Genomic DNA, 14,585 nt, shown 5'->3' with positions numbered 1-14,585 from the left:
CGTACGGCCCCGCCTCAGCGCCCCTTCCCCGCCGGCGCCGGTACCAGCGTCAGCAGCGACGCCTCCGGCGGGCACGCGAAACGTACCGGGGTGTAGCGGTTCGCGCCGCAGCCCGCCGAGACGTGCAGGTACGACGTCTTGCCGTCCGCCGAGTGCGTGGAGAGGCCCTTCACGCGGTCCGTGTCCAGGTCGCAGTTGGTGACGAGGGCGCCGTAGAAGGGGATGCAGAGCTGGCCGCCGTGCGTGTGACCGGCCAGGATCAGCGGGTAGCCGTCCGCCGTGAAGGCGTCCAGGGCGCGAAGGTACGGCGCGTGGACGACGCCGAGCGAGAAGTCGGGGCCGGGGAGCGGGCCGCCGGCCACCTCCGCGTAGCGGTCGCGCTTGATGTGCGGGTCGTCCAGGCCGGTCAGGCCGATCTCGACGCCCGCCACCTTCAGAACGCCCCGCGTGTTCGTCAGGTTCAGCCAGCCCGCCTCGTCGAAGCCGTCGCGCAGGTCCGTCCACGGGTTGTGGATGGCGTGGACGACGGGCGCGTTGCCGTTCAGGCCGTGCCTGCCGCGCGTCTTGTTGACCAAGTAGCGCGCCGGGTTGAGGAGCTTGGGCCCGTAGTAGTCGTTCGAGCCGAAGACGTACGCGCCCGGGAACTCCATCAGCGGGCCCAGCGCGTCGAGAACCTCCGGCACGCCCTCGGTGTCCGACAGGTTGTCCCCCGTGTTGATCACGAAGTCGGGGCGGAGCCCGGCCAGCGAACGCAGCCACCGCTGCTTCTTGCGCTGCCCGCTGACCATGTGGATGTCCGAGACCTGGAGGACGCGCAGGGGGCGCATGCCCTGCGGCAGAACGGGGACCGTCACCCGTCGCAACCGGAAGGAACGGGCCTCGAACCCCGCCGCGTAGGCGACCCCGGCGGCTCCCACCGCCGCGACACCGGCCGACACCTTCAGAGAGGTCCTCAGGGAAGTCTTCAGAAAGCTCTTCGGAAGAGCTTCGTTTCGCGCGCGCATGGGGCCCATCGTCGCAGACCCGCGGGGCCCCGGAAATCGGCGGGCGCCCCACCCTTCGTACCTGCGACAATCAAGGCATGACCACGCTCAAGTCGAAGCTGCAGGACGACCTCAACGCCGCGATCAGGGAGCGCGATGAGCTGCGCTCCTCGACGCTGCGACTGACCCTCTCCGCCATCACCAACCAGGAGGTCGCGGGCAAGGAGAAGCGCGAGCTCTCCGACGACGAGGTGCAGAAGGTGATCGCCAAGGAGGCGAAGAAGCGCCGCGAGGCCGCCGACGCCTTCGAGAAGGGCGGCCGCGCCGAGTCCGCCGCGCGCGAGCTGGCGGAGGGCGAGGTCCTCGCCGCGTACCTGCCGCAGCCGCTCAGCGACGACGAGCTGGAGCGGATCGTCGCCCAGGCCGTCGAGGAGGCGAAGGCGGCGGGCGCCGAGGGGCCGCGCGCCATGGGCCAGGTCATGAAGATCGCCAACCCGAAGATCGCGGGGCGTGCCGAGGGCGGCCGGGTCGCCGCGACGGTCAAGCGATTGCTGGCGAGCTAGTCCCCCTGGAGCAGCGAAAGGGGCCCCCGAACCCGGGGGCGCCCCTTTCACGTACTCCCTGTACTACCTGTACTTCTTCCTGTACTCCCTACGGCGGTCAGCGGACCTCAGCGGCCCCAGCCACCGCCGTTCCCGTTACCGTTCCCACCGTCTCCGTTGTTTCCGCCGATCCAGCCCGGCGGAATGGAGAACCCGGGCAGCGGGTCGTCGTCACGCCCACCGTTCGCGCCCCCGCCGTTCCCTCCACCGTCGGCGCCACCACCGTTCCCACCGGTGTTCCCGCCGGCGTCACCGCCGCCCCGATTGCCTCCGGGCTTGCCGTCGCTCTGGCCTCCGTCGCGCCCCTTGCCCTTGTCCTTGTCGGCGTTGGGGATGTCGACCATGGTGAACTGCGGGGCGGGGCGGCCCGCCAGCGCGCCGGTCATGGCGCTGCGCCAGATCGGGCCGGGGGTGTCGGCGCCGAAGACCTTCTCGTGGTAGTGGCCGCCGATGTAGATGTTGGTCATCTCGACGTTCTGCTGGGGGCTGCCGACCCACACCGCGCCCGCGAGGTTCGGCGTGTACCCGACGAACCAGGCGTTCTTACGGCCGTCGGTCGTACCGGTCTTGCCCGCGTTGTCCCGGCCGTCCTGGAGACCGGCCTGCTTGCCCGTACCGGAGTCGGTGACGCCACTGAGCAGCGTGTTGATCTTGTCCGCGGTCTCCGTCGACATGGCCCGCGAGCACTTGGTCTTCGGCACGGCGAGCGACTTGCCGTCGGGGCCCTTGACGGAGTTGATGGCGATCGGCGTGCAGTACGTGCCCTCGTTCGCGAACGCGGCGTACGCGGAGGCGATCGTGAGCGGCGACAGACCCGTCGAACCGAGCGTCATCGACGACGGAACCTCGTCGACCTTGGTGCCGTTGCCCTGCACCACGCCCAGCTTGTCGGTCATCTTGACCACCGGGCACATGCCGATGTCGCCGACCATCTGCACGAAGTACGTGTTGATGGACTTCTCCATCGCCTCCTTGAGGCGGTAGGGGCCGACCTCCGACTCGTTCTCGTTCTCGACCTTGTAGTAACGGTCGTTGACCCACGGCTTGCCGCTGCAGCTCTGCACCGTCTTCGGGTACGGCATCGAGTACGGCGCCGGGTACTCCTTGTCGATCGGCGTGCCCTGTTCGAGCGCTGCCGCCGCCAGGAACGGCTTGAACGTCGAACCCGTCGGGAAGCCGTAGCCCGAGCCGTTGTAGGCCGCGTTGACCGAGTAGTTGAGGACCGTCTCGTTCTTGTCGTTGTCGGTGCCGTACGGCTTCGACTGGCCCATGCCGAGGATCTTGCCGGTGCCCGGCTCGACGAGGGTGACCGCCGTCGCGACCTTGTCCGTCTTGTGGACGTTCTCCTTGATGGCCGCCTGCACCGAGGTCTGCGACTGCGGGTCGAGCGTGGTCCGCACCGTGAGGCCGCCGCGGTCCCAGAGCTTGGCGCGGGCCTCCTTCGTCTTGCCGAAGACCGGGTCGCTGAGGAAGATCTCGCGGACGTAGTCGCAGAAGAACGAGGCGCCCTTGACCGCCGTGATGCAGCCGTTCTGCGGCCTGCTGACCTTCAGGCCGAGCGGCGTCTTCTTCGCCCGCTCCGCCTCCTCCCTGGAGATGTCGTGGACCTGCGCCATGCGGTTCAGGACCACGTTGCGCCGCTTGGTGGCCTCGGTCTCGTCGTTGACCGGGTCGTAGCGGCTCGGGGACTGCACGATGCCGGCGAGGAGCGCCGACTCCTGGAGGTTGAGGTCCTTGGCGTGCTTGGAGAAGTAGCGCCGGGCGGCGGCCTCGACCCCGTACGCCTGCTGACCGAAGTAGGTGATGTTCAGATAGTTGGCGAGGATCTTCTTCTTGCCCAGCTCGTCCTCGACCTGGATCGCGTACTTGAGCTCCTTGACCTTGCGGCCGAGGGTCTGCTGGGTGGCCTGGGCGACCTTCGTCGGGTCGTTGCCCGCTTCCTCGATGAAGACGTTCTTCACGTACTGCTGCGTGAGGGTGGAGGCGCCCTGGGAGACGCCGCCGTCGCGCGCGTTGGCGTTGATGGCGCGCAGGATGCCCTTCGCGTCGACGGCCCCGTGCTCGTAGAAGCGCGAGTCCTCGATGGCGACGAGCGCCTTCTGCATGTAGGGCGAGATCTTGTCGAGGGCGACCACGGTGCGGTCGCGGGAGTAGACGGTGGCGATCTTGCCGCCCTGGTTGTCCAGGATCGTGGTGCGCTGACTCAGCGGCGGCGTCTTCAGATTGGCGGGGATCTCGTCGAATCCCTCGACGGATCCCTTGGCGGCAAGGCCGAGCGCGCCCGCGGCGGGCAGTGCGATTCCGGCGAGGACGGCTCCTGCGAGCACGCTGACGCCGAGGAACTTGGCGGCCTGCTGAGTCGGCGACAGTCCGCCGCCGCTACCGGCCGAGCGCTTCTTTCCCATGCGGGGCAGCCTACGTGTCGAATCTCCGGACAGGCGTATATGCCTTGGCCTAAGCTGCACCCAACTGTCACAGGAGTGCGGTCCCGTATCAAGACGTGGGACGGAGCTGAATCGTTCCCGGCGCCGTCTTCGTGACCCTTCGTGGCGTGCGACGCGGCCGGCGGCATGGCTCTCGTAGTCATTTCCGGGCCCTCGGCGGGTCTTGCACGCAGGGCTCACGACCTGTCCGGAATCGCCTTGTGTGTCATTGGCCGTCCCTTGTGGCGCGAGTGAACTGCCCCGTTTTGCCGGGGTTATGACGCATGTCCTTCGGTCACTCCGTCGGGTGATCTGCCGCTTACGCATAGTCCGTTCGGACCATTCAAGATTGGGCCCGAAGGGGGTGTTGCGCTGTGCCCACCTTCCGTAACGTCCTCAACTGGCGGCGGTGAATATGCCGCTGCCGCCGTGGGGGAGCCTCGATTCGGGAGAGGACGGCGCCGGTATGGGCTGGGTAGTCGACTGGAGTGCGCAGGCGGCCTGCCGCACTACCGATCCAGATGAACTGTTCGTTCAAGGAGCGGCGCAGAACCGGGCCAAGGCGGTGTGCACGGGATGCCCCGTGCGGACCGAGTGCCTGGCGGACGCGCTGGACAATCGCGTCGAGTTCGGCGTGTGGGGTGGCATGACGGAGCGGGAGCGCCGCGCACTGCTGCGCAGGCGTCCGACGGTCACCTCGTGGCGTCGGCTCTTGGAGACGGCACGGACGGAGTACGAGCGTGGCGCGGGCCTGCTGCCCGCGGAGTTCGAGGACGAGGAGACGTACGAGCGGTACGCGGCGGTCGGGTAGCCGACCGCGCCGCGGCCGTCGGCGAGCGGCGGATCGTCATTCGGCGTTGGGCCGCCGCCATTGAGCGGTAAACCGGCGTTCAGCGGTAGGCCGCGATTTAGGGGTTACCTGGCTTTGAGTGGCGAACCGTCAGTCAGCGGTGTGCCGGTAACGAGTGGTTGACCGTCATCCAGCGTTGGCCGTCGCCGAGCGGTAGGCCGCCATCGTGGGCGCGGCAGACCGTCGTTCAGCGTAAGCCGCCATCGAGCGGTTGACCGACATCGAGCGGCAGACCGTCGTTCGGGGACAGGCCGCCGAGCGGTAGATCGTCACTGATCGGTAGGCCGTCATGCAGCGGTAGGTCACCACCGAGCGGTAGACCGCCATCGAGCGGCAGAGCGTCATCCGGCGTTAGGCCGCCGCCGAGCAGTAGACCGTCACTGATCGGTAGACCGTCATGCAGCGGTAAGCCACCACCAAGCGGTAGACCGTCACCGAGCGGCTGAGCGTCATCCGGCGGTAGACCGCCACCGAGCGGTAGACCGTCATCCGGCGTTAGGCCGCCGCCGAGCGGCCAGACCGACACTGATCGGTGGGCCGTCATGCAGCGGTAAGCCACTATCAAGCGGTTGACCGCCACCGAGCGGCGCACCGTCATTCGGCGTTAGGCCGCCATCGAGCAGTAGACCGTCGCCGAGCAGTACACCGTCACCGACCGGTTGGCCGCCACCAAGCAGCGGACCGGCACCAAGCAGCAGGCCGCCGCCAAGCAGCAGACCGCCGCCGAGCACCGCGTACGGCTCACGCAGCTTCGGGCGGAGGCTCGCCGGTTGCGAGGCGTTCGCCGATGGCTCTGAGGCCCGCCAGGTCGTGGACGTCACCGGGGAGCGCCGCGACTTCGGTCACGGCGACCTCGGGGTGCAGTGCGGTGAAGCGGTCACGCGTGCGCTGTTCACGCGCGACCACCTGCATCCGCTCGGCGTGCAGGCGCAGCAGGCCAGCGGTCAGTCGGTGGGCGTCGGGTCGCCCTGCGGTGGGGTCGGATGGGGCGTCCGCTGCGGCGGGGGAGCCTGGCGCGGAAGTAGTACGACGGTCTTCTTTCCCTCCCGGTTGATCCACAATGCGGGCCGCAGCAAGATTTTCGACGTGGGCCTCGTCGAGGTACTCCGCGGCGGCCAGGGCGCGCTCGGCGGAGAGCGCGTCGGCGCCGCTGCCGTGCACCCGGTTCAGCACGAGACCGGCGAGCGGCATCCGCTCCGCGGCCAGGCGCTCCACGAAGTAGGCGGCCTCACGCAGCGCGTCCCGCTCGGGCGCGGCGACGACGAGGAACGCGGTGCCGGGCGCCTGGAGCAGCTTGTACGTGGCGTCCGCGCGGGTGCGGAACCCGCCGAACATGGTGTCCATCGCGGCGACGAACGTCTGGACGTCCCGCAGCAGTTGCCCGCCGAGCAGCTTGCCGAGGGCGCCGGTCATCATCGACATCCCGGCGTTCAGGAACTTCATGCCCGCGCGCCCGCCGACCTTCGCGGGCGCCATCAGGACGCGGATCAGCTTGCCGTCGAGGAACGAGCCGAGCCGCTTGGGCGCGTCCAGGAAGTCGAGCGCGGAGCGCGACGGGGGAGTGTCGACCACGATCAGGTCCCACTCGTCGCGGGAGCGCAACTGCCCCAGCTTCTCCATCGCCATGTACTCCTGCGTGCCCGCGAAGCCCGCCGAGAGCGACTGGTAGAAGGGGTTGGAGAGGATGGCGCGCGCCCGCTCCTCGTCCGCGTGCGCCTCGACGATCTCGTCGAAGGTGCGCTTCATGTCGAGCATCATGGCGTGCAGTTCGCCGCCGGCCGCGTCGTCGATGTCCTTGACGCGGCGCGGTGTGTTGTCGAGCGAGTCGATGCCCATGGACTGGGCGAGCCGGCGGGCCGGGTCGATGGTGAGCACGACGACCTTGCGGCCGCGTTCGGCGGCGCGCAGGCCGAGGGCGGCCGCGGTCGTGGTCTTGCCGACGCCGCCGCTGCCGCAGCACACCACGATCCTGGTGGCCTTGTCGTCGAGCAGCGGGTCGATGGCGAGCGTGCCCTCAGGATCCAGCGTCATCGAAGCGGTCCCCCCATGCCCGTCCTCATGCCCGTCCCCTTTCCGGTCGCCTCGGTGTCGTCGCCGACGCCCTGTGCGCGCAGGTCCTTGGCGAGCGTGTACAGGCCCGCCACGTCGAGGCCCTCGGTGAGCAGCGGCAGTTCGTGCAGCGGCAGCCCGGCCTCGGTGAGCAGTTCGCGCTGGGTGTTCTCCAGCGCGTACCGCTCCGCGTACTCCCCCGCCTGGTCGAGCAGTGGTCCTACGAGCTTGTCGGCGCCGCCGAGACCGGCCGCGGCCAGGGCCTCGGTGACCTCGGGGCGCACCGACGGGTCACGGGTGAGTGCGAGGGCGGGTTCCCCGAGAAGCGCGGGACGCACCATGTTGACCATGATCCTTCCCACCGGGAGGCGTGCGGCGCGCAGTTCGCCGACCCCGTCGAGGGTCTCCTGCACCGGCATCTCCTCCAGGAGGGTCACCAGGTGGACGGCGGTCTCGCGGGACTTGAGGACCCGCATGACCGCCTGTGCCTGGTTGTGTATCGGGCCTATCTTGGCGAGCCCGGCGACCTCGTCGTTCACGTTGAGGAAGCGGGTGATGCGGCCCGTCGGGGGCGCGTCCATGACCACGTGGTCGTAGGCGTAGCGGCCCTGCTTGTCCTTGCGGCGCACCGCCTCGCACGCCTTGCCGGTCAGGAGTACGTCCCTGAGGCCGGGGGCGATGGTGGTGGCGAAGTCGATCGCGCCGAGCTTCTTCAGGGCGCGGCCCGCGCCGCCGAGCTTGTAGAACATCTGGAGGTAGTCGAGCAGCGCCAGTTCGGGGTCGATGGCGAGCGCGTACACCTCCCCGCCGCCGGGGGCGACGGCGATCTTGCGCTCCTCGTAGGGGAGCGCCTGTGTCTCGAAGAGCTGTGCGATGCCTTGCCTGCCCTCCACCTCCACGAGGAGAGTGCGCTTGCCCTCGGTCGCGAGGGCGAGCGCGAGTGCGGCGGCGACCGTGGTCTTTCCGGTACCGCCCTTGCCGCTGACGACCTGGAGCCTGCTCACGTATTCGAGCCTAACCAGAGAGTGCCGCGATCACGCAGGAGCCTGGGGAACAGGGCGACGTGCTTCGGCCGATACAGTCGCCCTCATGGCTAAGAAGTGGGAATACGCGACCGTGCCGCTCCTCGTGCACGCGACGAAGCAGATCCTCGACACCTGGGGCGAGGACGGCTGGGAACTGGTGCAGGTCGTGCCGGGCCCGAACAACCCGGAGCAGCTCGTGGCGTACCTGAAGCGGGAGAAGGCGGCGTGAGCGCCGTCGAGGACAAGCTGGCGTCGCTGGGCCTGACGCTGCCGCCCGTGGTTCCGCCGGTCGCGGCGTACCAGCCGGCCGTGCAGTCCGGGGTCTACGTGTTCACGGCCGGGCAACTGCCCATGGTCGACGGCAAGCTGCCGCTGACCGGCAAGGTCGGCGACGAGGTCACCCCGGACCAGGCGAAGGAACTGGCCCGCACCTGCGCGCTGAACGCGCTGGCCGCGGTGAAGTCCGTCGCCGGTGATCTGGACCGCATCGCGCGCGTGGTGAAGGTCGTCGGGTTCGTCGCCTCCGCCACCGACTTCACCGGGCAGCCCGGCGTCGTCAACGGCGCCAGCGAACTGCTCGGCGAGGTCCTGGGCGACAAGGGCGTACACGCGCGCAGCGCCGTCGGCGTGGCCGTACTGCCGCTGGACGCGCCGGTCGAGGTGGAGATCCAGGTAGAACTCACGGAGGCGTGACCGCCGGGGTCCCGGTGAGCCGGGCTCGGCTGGGCGGGGCTCTGGTGGGCTGCGTTCCCGTGGACGCCGTTCCCGTGGACGGGGCTCCGGTGGCCGGGCCTCCGATGGGCGGCGTTCCCGTGAACGGGTGTTCGACGGGGGCGGCGGGTGGGCTCTCGAACATCTGCGCTTCACCGGATAGCCTCCGGCCATGGCAAACGGGCAGTGGTACCCCCCTGAGTGGCCGGATCGCATCCGCGCCCTCGCCGCAGGCACACTGGTGCCGGCGGAGCCAAGGCGCGCCGCGACCGTGCTGCTCCTGCGGGACGCCGCTGACGGTGCCGCCGGTGTCGAGGTGCACATGCTGCGCCGCCGTACGTCCATGGCGTTCGCCGCCGGGGCGTACGCCTACCCCGGCGGCGGCGTCGACCCCCGCGACGACGACCGCCAGGTCCGCTGGGCCGGTCCCGAGCGCCGGGAGTGGGCCGCGCGCCTCGGCGTGCCGGAGAGGGAGGCCCAGGCGATCGTCTGCGCCGCCGTGCGGGAGACGTTCGAGGAGGCGGGCGTGCTGCTCGCCGGGGAGAGCCCGGACACCGTCGTCGCCGACACGACGGGGGCCGACTGGGCCGCCGACCGGCAGGCGCTGATCGCCCGTGACCTGTCCTTCGCCGAGTTCCTGCGGCGCCGCGGGCTCGTGCTCCGCTCCGATCTGCTCGGGGCGTGGGCGCGCTGGATCACCCCGGAGTTCGAGCCGCGCCGCTACGACACCTGGTTCTTCGTCGCCGCGCTGCCCGAGGGCCAGCGCACCAGCGACGACTCCTCCGAGGCCGACCGCACCGTGTGGATCCGCCCGGAGCGGGCCCTTGAGGCGTACGACCGAGCCGAGTTGTCGATGATGCCGCCGACGGTCGCGACCCTGCGCACTCTTGCGACGTACGCGCGCGTGGAGAGCGCCCTCGCCGGTTCCACGGACCACGACCTGACGCCCGTACTGGCGCGGGCGCGCATGGAGGGCGAGGAGCTGGTGCTGTCCTGGCCGGGGCACGAGGAGTTCACCAAGCACATCCCGACCGCAGCCCCGAACCCGGATGCTCCGGCCACTCCGACCGCTCCGAGCAGGGGAACAAACCGATGACCGAAGCCGCCGCCCTGCCCGGGCAGCCGCGCGGCGGGGTGCTCTCCGGCCCCGCCACGGCCCGCGCGATCAACGTCCTGGCGCCCAACGCCTCCGCCATGACGCTCGACGGCACCAACACCTGGATCGTCACCGAGCCCGACAGCGACCTCGCCGTCGTCATCGACCCGGGCCCCCTGGACGACGCGCACCTGCGGCACGTCATCGACACGGCCGACAAGGCGGGCAAGCGCATAGCACTCACGCTGCTGACGCACGGGCACCCGGACCACGCCGAGGGCGCGGGCCGGTTCGCCGAGCTGACCGGCACCAAGGTGCGCGCCCTCGATCCGGCGCTCCGCCTGGGCGACGAGGGGCTCGCCGCCGGGGACGTCGTGACGACCGGCGGCCTGGAGCTGCGCGTCGTGCCGACCCCCGGGCACACCGCGGACTCGCTCTGCTTCCATCTCCCCGCCGACCAGGCCGTCCTGACCGGCGACACGATCCTCGGGCGCGGCACCACCGTGGTCGCCCACCCGGACGGCCGCCTCGGCGACTACCTCGACTCGCTGCGCCGCCTGCGCTCCCTGACGGTGGACGACGGCGTGCACACGGTGCTGCCGGGCCACGGCCCCGTCCTGGAGGACGCGCAGGGCGCGGTGGAGTTCTACCTCGCGCACCGCGCCCACCGCCTCGCCCAGGTGGAGACGGCGGTCGAGAACGGCCATGTGACGGCGTCCGACGTCGTGGCCCACGTCTACGCCGACGTGGACCGCTCGCTGTGGCCGGCGGCCGAGCTGTCTGTCCTGGCGCAGCTGGAGTACCTGCGCGACCACGGGCTGATCCAGCACCCGTAGCGGGCTCCGTAGCGGGCCCCTACAGGCCGTCCTCGCGGGGCGCCAGCGGCCAGGTGATGCCCATCGCCGCGAGGCGCCGCGGGTCGGCGATGATGTCGACGCCGCTGACCTTGCCGTCCCGGAACGACAGCGCGAGGACCGAGACGACCTTGCCGCGCGGCGCCTGCACGATGCCGACGCCGTCGCCCACGTACGCGGCGGACGCCGTGTCGACCATCCGGCCGAAGTACGTCGCCTGCCCGGCCACCTCCAGGGCGCCCCGCACCAGTTTGGACGCCGTCCCTGGGCCCGCGTCGACGCGCAGCAGCACGTCCGGGTCGAGGAGTGCGAGCAGCGCCTCGAAGTCCCCCGCGCGCGTGGCGGCGAGCCAGGCGTCGACGACCTCGCGCTGGCGGGCCAGATCGGTCGCCGTCGGCGCGGTCGCGCCCTGCACACGGCGCCGGGCGCGGCTCGCGAGCTGCCGGGTCGCCGCAGGCGTGCGCTCGACGATGGGCGCGAGTTCGTCGAAGGGCACCGCGAACATGTCGTGCAGGACGAACGCGAGCCGTTCGGCGGGCGCCAGCGTGTCGAGCACGACGAGCAGCGCGAGCCCGACGGAGTCCGCGAGCTCGGCCTCCTGGCCCGGGTCCGCGGGCCGTACGACGACATCGGGGACGTGCGTCTCGGCCGTTCCCGCGTCCAGGGGATCCTCGCGGCGGGACGCGCGCGTGCGCAGCATGTCCAGGCAGATCCGACCGACGACGGTGGTCAGCCAGCCGCTGAGGTTCGCCACGTCCGCCGTGTCCGCGCGTTGCAGCCGCAGCCAGCTCTCCTGGACCGCGTCCTCGGCCTCGCTGAGCGAACCGAGCATCCGGTACGCGACGGACCGCAGCCGCCCGCGCTCGGCCTCGAACCGGGTCGCCAGGTCGAGCGCCGACGGGGGCTGGGTCTCGGACTGCGTCATGCCAGGGTCCCCTCCGGGGATGGTCGAGTGCCGGTGCGCGTCGTACGGGCCCGCTACGGGGACGGGTCCCGCCACGACATGGTGGCGGGACCCGTCCCCGTAGCGGTGCGGAGCCTTGCTCAGCGCGAACGCTTGGCCAGGCGCTCCACGTCGAGCAGGATCACGGCGCGGGCCTCCAGGCGGAGCCAGCCGCGGCCCGCGAAGTCGGCGAGCGCCTTGTTGACCGTCTCGCGGGAGGCGCCGACCAGCTGGGCCAGCTCTTCCTGCGTGAGGTCGTGCACGACGTGGATGCCCTCCTCGGACTGCACGCCGAAGCGGCGCGACAGGTCGAGCAGCGCGCGGGCCACGCGGCCCGGCACGTCGGAGAAGACCAGGTCGGACATCTGGTCGTTGGTCTTGCGCAGCCGCCGGGCGACGGCGCGCAGCAGGGCGGCGGCCACCTCCGGGCGCGCGTTCAGCCAGGGCTGGAGGTCGCCGTGGCCGAGGCCGAGCAGCTTGACCTCGGTCAGCGCGCTGGCGGTCGCGGTGCGCGGGCCGGGGTCGAACAGCGACAGCTCGCCGATCAGCTCACCCGGGCCGAGCACGGCCAGCATGTTCTCGCGGCCGTCGGGGGATGTGCGGTGGAGCTTCACCTTGCCTTCGGTGACCACGTAGAGGCGGTCGCCGGGGTCGCCCTCGTGAAACAGGGCATCGCCGCGCGCGAGGGTCACCTCACTCATGGAGGCGCGGAGCTCCGCGGCCTGCTCGTCATCGAGCGCCGCGAAGAGCGGGGCGCGCCGCAGAACGTCGTCCACGAGTTTCTCTCCTATGTCGCCTGCACTGTGGGGACGGGTGTTTCCCGCCGCCCATTTTGCCGGACGGTCCAAACAGTGTGATCAGTCACTCAGACACAAGTCTGCCGCACCTGCGTCACAACCCGACGGGGAGGGGGCCAATCGGGGGCCGACCCGCCCGCGTCGGGGCGGATGTCCGTGCCGGGCTTTAGGCTGGCCGAGTATCCAAAAAGCCGGGGACGACGCAGGCGGAGGGGGCTGTAAGGGTGACGGCCGACCGGGATTCCGCTCTGGGCGAACAGTGCGGGCACACCGCCCACACGGCCCTGCCCGTACCGGCTGGAGCGACACCGTCCGGATCAGTACCGTCCGTGCAGGGAAAGGCCGCATAGCTCATGCCCGCGAAGAAGCGATCCGCCGCGACGACCAGTGCGAGTACGGGTACGGGGACGGGCGCCGCCAAGCCCGAGTCGCGCACGGCGCTGGTCCGCCGGGCGCGCAAGATCAACCGGATCCTCGCGGAGACGTACCCGTACGCGCACCCGGAGCTGGACTTCGAGAACCCCTTCCAGCTGCTGCTCGCCACGGTGATGTCCGCGCAGACGACGGACCTGCGGGTCAACCAGACGACCCCGGCGCTGTTCGCCAAGTACCCGACCCCCGCGGACCTCGCGGCGGCCAACCCCGAGGAGGTCGAGGAGCTGATCCGGCCGACCGGCTTCTTCCGCGCCAAGACGAGGTCGATCATGGGGCTGGCCAAGGCGCTGGAGGAGGACTTCGGCGGCGAGGTGCCGGGCCGGCTCGAAGACCTGGTCAAGCTGCCCGGGGTCGGCCGCAAGACGGCGTTCGTCGTGCTCGGCAATGCGTTCGGGCGCCCCGGCATCACCGTCGACACGCACTTCGGCCGGCTCGTGCGGCGCTGGAAGTGGACCGAGGAGACCGACCCCGACAAGGTCGAGAAGGCGGTCGGGGAGCTCTTCCCGAAGAGCGAGTGGACCATGCTGAGCCACCACGTGATCTTCCACGGCCGCCGCATCTGCCACGCCCGCAAACCCGCCTGCGGCGCCTGCCCGGTCGCCCCGCTCTGCCCCGCCTACGGCGAGGGCGAGACGGACCCGGAGAAGGCGCAGAAGCTCCTCAAGTACGAGAAGGGCGGCTTCCCCGGCCAGCGCCTCAATCCCCCGCAGTCCTACCTCGACGCGGGCGGCCGGCCCGCCCCGCCGCTGGGCGGCACCCCGGGTGACACGACCGGGTGACACACCGCCGGGCCGGAACGAATCGGGGACGGCCAGGCGTTGGGCGAGGGACGACGGGTACGGGGGCGGCGAGATGAAGCACGTGAGCGAGATCCAGGGTGCGAGTGGTGTGACCGGAGCGGCCGATGAGGCGGCAGAGTCCGGTGGCACGGCCCCGGGCGGCGGCGCAACCCCCGGCGGCGGCACCCCACATGACCCCTCCGCGCCACATGTCCCGTCGGCCCCACACGTCCCGCAGACCCCGCAGGCCCCGTCCCCGTACGTCCCGGACGTCAGCCTGCGCACGGACGGCCTGCCCGACTGGCTCACCCCCGTCGCCGAGGCCGCGCGCACCGTGCGCGGCGAACAGCTCAGCCGCTTCCTGCCCCCGGCGGACGGCGCGGGGCGGCAGTCCGCGGTCCTCATCCTGTTCGGCGAGGGCGCGCGCGGCCCCGAGCTGCTGCTGATGGAGCGCGCGGGATCGCTCAGATCCCACGCGGGGCAGCCGTCCTTCCCCGGCGGCGCCCTCGATCCCGAGGACGGGGACCCGCGCGCCGAGGGCCCGCTGCGCGCCGCCCTGCGCGAGGCGTGGGAGGAGACGGGGCTGGACCCGAGCGGCGTGCAGCTCTTCGGCGTGCTGCCACGGCTCTACATCCCGGTCAGCGGCTTCGTGGTGAGCCCGGTCCTCGGCTGGTGGCGGGAGCCGACGCCGGTCACGGCGGTCGACCCGGCGGAGACGGCCCGCGTCTTCACGGTCCCGGTGGCGGATCTCACGGACCCGGAGAACCGGGTGACGACGATGCATCCCAGCGGCCACAGAGGCCCGGCGTTCCTGGTGGAATCCGCCCTCGTATGGGGATTCACGGCCGGTGTGATCGACCGGATTCTGCACTTCGCGGGGTGGGAGCGCCCCTGGGACCGGAAGAAGACGGTGCCACTCGACTGGCGCACATGACAGGGTGGCCCCCGTGCCGTCCCGGGGACCGCCCCCGGCACCCCGGCGCGGAGGTGGACCCCCTGATGACGACCGCGAGGACATCCGCGATGCGAGGCGAGGCA

General features: G+C 71.1%; 15 protein-coding genes. 8 read left to right on the top strand and 7 right to left on the bottom strand.

The window, feature by feature from the left end; translation table 11 throughout:
- Positions 1-14: 14 nt before the first annotated feature.
- Positions 15-938 (bottom strand): metallophosphoesterase, encoded by a 924-nt coding sequence (locus ABZ877_RS12685; RefSeq protein WP_361068727.1) that lies wholly within the window; start codon positions 936-938, stop codon positions 15-17.
- Between the two features lie 143 nt (positions 939-1,081).
- Between ABZ877_RS12685 and ABZ877_RS12680 the strand changes: the two genes are divergently transcribed.
- Positions 1,082-1,546, top strand: a complete 465-nt coding sequence (locus ABZ877_RS12680; protein ID WP_361068725.1) for a GatB/YqeY domain-containing protein — start codon at positions 1,082-1,084, stop codon at positions 1,544-1,546.
- A 107-nt stretch (positions 1,547-1,653) separates the two neighbouring features.
- Here the strand turns inward: ABZ877_RS12680 and ABZ877_RS12675 are convergent, their stop codons facing one another.
- Positions 1,654-3,990, bottom strand: coding sequence for a transglycosylase domain-containing protein (locus tag ABZ877_RS12675; protein ID WP_361068722.1), 2,337 nt, complete (start codon positions 3,988-3,990; stop codon positions 1,654-1,656).
- Between the two features lie 484 nt (positions 3,991-4,474).
- Between ABZ877_RS12675 and ABZ877_RS12670 the strand changes: the two genes are divergently transcribed.
- Positions 4,475-4,819 (top strand): WhiB family transcriptional regulator, encoded by a 345-nt coding sequence (locus ABZ877_RS12670; protein WP_361068720.1) that lies wholly within the window; start codon positions 4,475-4,477, stop codon positions 4,817-4,819.
- Positions 4,820-5,209: 390 nt separating this feature from the next.
- On the opposite strand, the gene ABZ877_RS12665 is transcribed toward ABZ877_RS12670, so the two are convergent.
- From ABZ877_RS12665 to ABZ877_RS12655, 3 genes are all read right to left on the bottom strand, one after another.
- Positions 5,210-5,347 (bottom strand): hypothetical protein, encoded by a 138-nt coding sequence (locus tag ABZ877_RS12665; protein WP_361068717.1) that lies wholly within the window; start codon positions 5,345-5,347, stop codon positions 5,210-5,212.
- Positions 5,348-5,599: 252 nt separating this feature from the next.
- Positions 5,600-6,889 (bottom strand): ArsA family ATPase, encoded by a 1,290-nt coding sequence (locus ABZ877_RS12660; RefSeq protein WP_361068714.1) that lies wholly within the window; start codon positions 6,887-6,889, stop codon positions 5,600-5,602.
- Positions 6,886-7,911, bottom strand: coding sequence for an ArsA-related P-loop ATPase (locus ABZ877_RS12655; RefSeq protein ID WP_361068711.1), 1,026 nt, complete (start codon positions 7,909-7,911; stop codon positions 6,886-6,888). The genes ABZ877_RS12660 and ABZ877_RS12655 overlap by 4 nt, the downstream gene beginning before the upstream one ends.
- Positions 7,912-7,996: 85 nt before the next feature.
- Between ABZ877_RS12655 and ABZ877_RS12650 the strand changes: the two genes are divergently transcribed.
- The 4 genes from ABZ877_RS12650 to ABZ877_RS12635 all read left to right on the top strand — a co-directional run bounded on the left by ABZ877_RS12650 (position 7,997) and on the right by ABZ877_RS12635 (position 10,575).
- A complete protein-coding gene (locus tag ABZ877_RS12650; protein ID WP_107498797.1) occupies positions 7,997-8,161 on the top strand; it encodes a DUF4177 domain-containing protein in 165 nt (54 codons plus the stop codon).
- A complete protein-coding gene (locus tag ABZ877_RS12645) occupies positions 8,158-8,625 on the top strand; it encodes a RidA family protein (protein WP_361068708.1) in 468 nt (155 codons plus the stop codon). The genes ABZ877_RS12650 and ABZ877_RS12645 overlap by 4 nt, the downstream gene beginning before the upstream one ends.
- A 190-nt stretch (positions 8,626-8,815) precedes the next feature.
- Entirely contained in the window at positions 8,816-9,739 is a 924-nt protein-coding gene (locus ABZ877_RS12640; RefSeq protein ID WP_361068705.1) for an NUDIX hydrolase, read from the top strand.
- Positions 9,736-10,575, top strand: a complete 840-nt coding sequence (locus tag ABZ877_RS12635; protein WP_361068703.1) for an MBL fold metallo-hydrolase — start codon at positions 9,736-9,738, stop codon at positions 10,573-10,575. The genes ABZ877_RS12640 and ABZ877_RS12635 overlap by 4 nt, the downstream gene beginning before the upstream one ends.
- A gap of 19 nt (positions 10,576-10,594) precedes the next feature.
- Here ABZ877_RS12635 and ABZ877_RS12630 read toward each other — a convergent pair whose 3' ends face one another.
- Together ABZ877_RS12630 and ABZ877_RS12625 are read right to left on the bottom strand one after the other, a co-directional pair.
- Positions 10,595-11,518 carry a sigma-70 family RNA polymerase sigma factor gene (locus tag ABZ877_RS12630; protein WP_361068700.1) on the bottom strand — a complete coding sequence of 308 codons (924 nt, stop codon included), beginning with the start codon at positions 11,516-11,518 and terminating at the stop codon, positions 10,595-10,597.
- 119 nt (positions 11,519-11,637) lie between these two features.
- The gene (locus tag ABZ877_RS12625; RefSeq protein WP_016642758.1) at positions 11,638-12,312 is read right to left on the bottom strand and encodes a Crp/Fnr family transcriptional regulator; all 675 of its coding nucleotides are present in this window, start codon (positions 12,310-12,312) and stop codon (positions 11,638-11,640) included.
- Between the two features lie 374 nt (positions 12,313-12,686).
- Here ABZ877_RS12625 and nth point away from each other — a divergent pair, with 374 nt between their 5' ends.
- On the top strand, positions 12,687-13,547 hold the full coding sequence (gene nth, locus ABZ877_RS12620; protein WP_361068698.1) for an endonuclease III: 861 nt from the start codon (positions 12,687-12,689) through the stop codon (positions 13,545-13,547).
- 73 nt (positions 13,548-13,620) lie between these two features.
- Positions 13,621-14,481 (top strand): CoA pyrophosphatase, encoded by an 861-nt coding sequence (locus ABZ877_RS12615; RefSeq protein WP_361068695.1) that lies wholly within the window; start codon positions 13,621-13,623, stop codon positions 14,479-14,481.
- The last annotated feature ends 104 nt before the right edge of the window (positions 14,482-14,585 follow it).

Origin of the sequence: Streptomyces sp. NPDC046939, assembly GCF_040644575.1 — a bacterium.
GTDB lineage: Bacteria > Actinomycetota > Actinomycetes > Streptomycetales > Streptomycetaceae > Streptomyces.
Note: the sequence above shows the minus strand (reverse complement) of the source record. Positions and strands in the feature narration are given on the sequence as shown.

Coding starts and splice junctions, on each gene's coding strand:
- ABZ877_RS12680 (WP_361068725.1), top strand. CDS start 1,082: ATGACCACGCTCAAGTCGAAGCTGCAGGACGACCTCAACGCCGCGATC.
- ABZ877_RS12675 (WP_361068722.1), bottom strand. CDS start 3,990: ATGGGAAAGAAGCGCTCGGCCGGTAGCGGCGGCGGACTGTCGCCGACT.
- ABZ877_RS12670 (WP_361068720.1), top strand. CDS start 4,475: ATGGGCTGGGTAGTCGACTGGAGTGCGCAGGCGGCCTGCCGCACTACC.
- ABZ877_RS12665 (WP_361068717.1), bottom strand. CDS start 5,347: ATGACGGTCTACCGCTCGGTGGCGGTCTACCGCCGGATGACGCTCAGC.
- ABZ877_RS12660 (WP_361068714.1), bottom strand. CDS start 6,889: ATGACGCTGGATCCTGAGGGCACGCTCGCCATCGACCCGCTGCTCGAC.
- ABZ877_RS12650 (WP_107498797.1), top strand. CDS start 7,997: ATGGCTAAGAAGTGGGAATACGCGACCGTGCCGCTCCTCGTGCACGCG.
- ABZ877_RS12640 (WP_361068705.1), top strand. CDS start 8,816: ATGGCAAACGGGCAGTGGTACCCCCCTGAGTGGCCGGATCGCATCCGC.
- ABZ877_RS12635 (WP_361068703.1), top strand. CDS start 9,736: ATGACCGAAGCCGCCGCCCTGCCCGGGCAGCCGCGCGGCGGGGTGCTC.
- ABZ877_RS12630 (WP_361068700.1), bottom strand. CDS start 11,518: ATGACGCAGTCCGAGACCCAGCCCCCGTCGGCGCTCGACCTGGCGACC.
- nth (WP_361068698.1), top strand. CDS start 12,687: ATGCCCGCGAAGAAGCGATCCGCCGCGACGACCAGTGCGAGTACGGGT.
- ABZ877_RS12615 (WP_361068695.1), top strand. CDS start 13,621: ATGAAGCACGTGAGCGAGATCCAGGGTGCGAGTGGTGTGACCGGAGCG.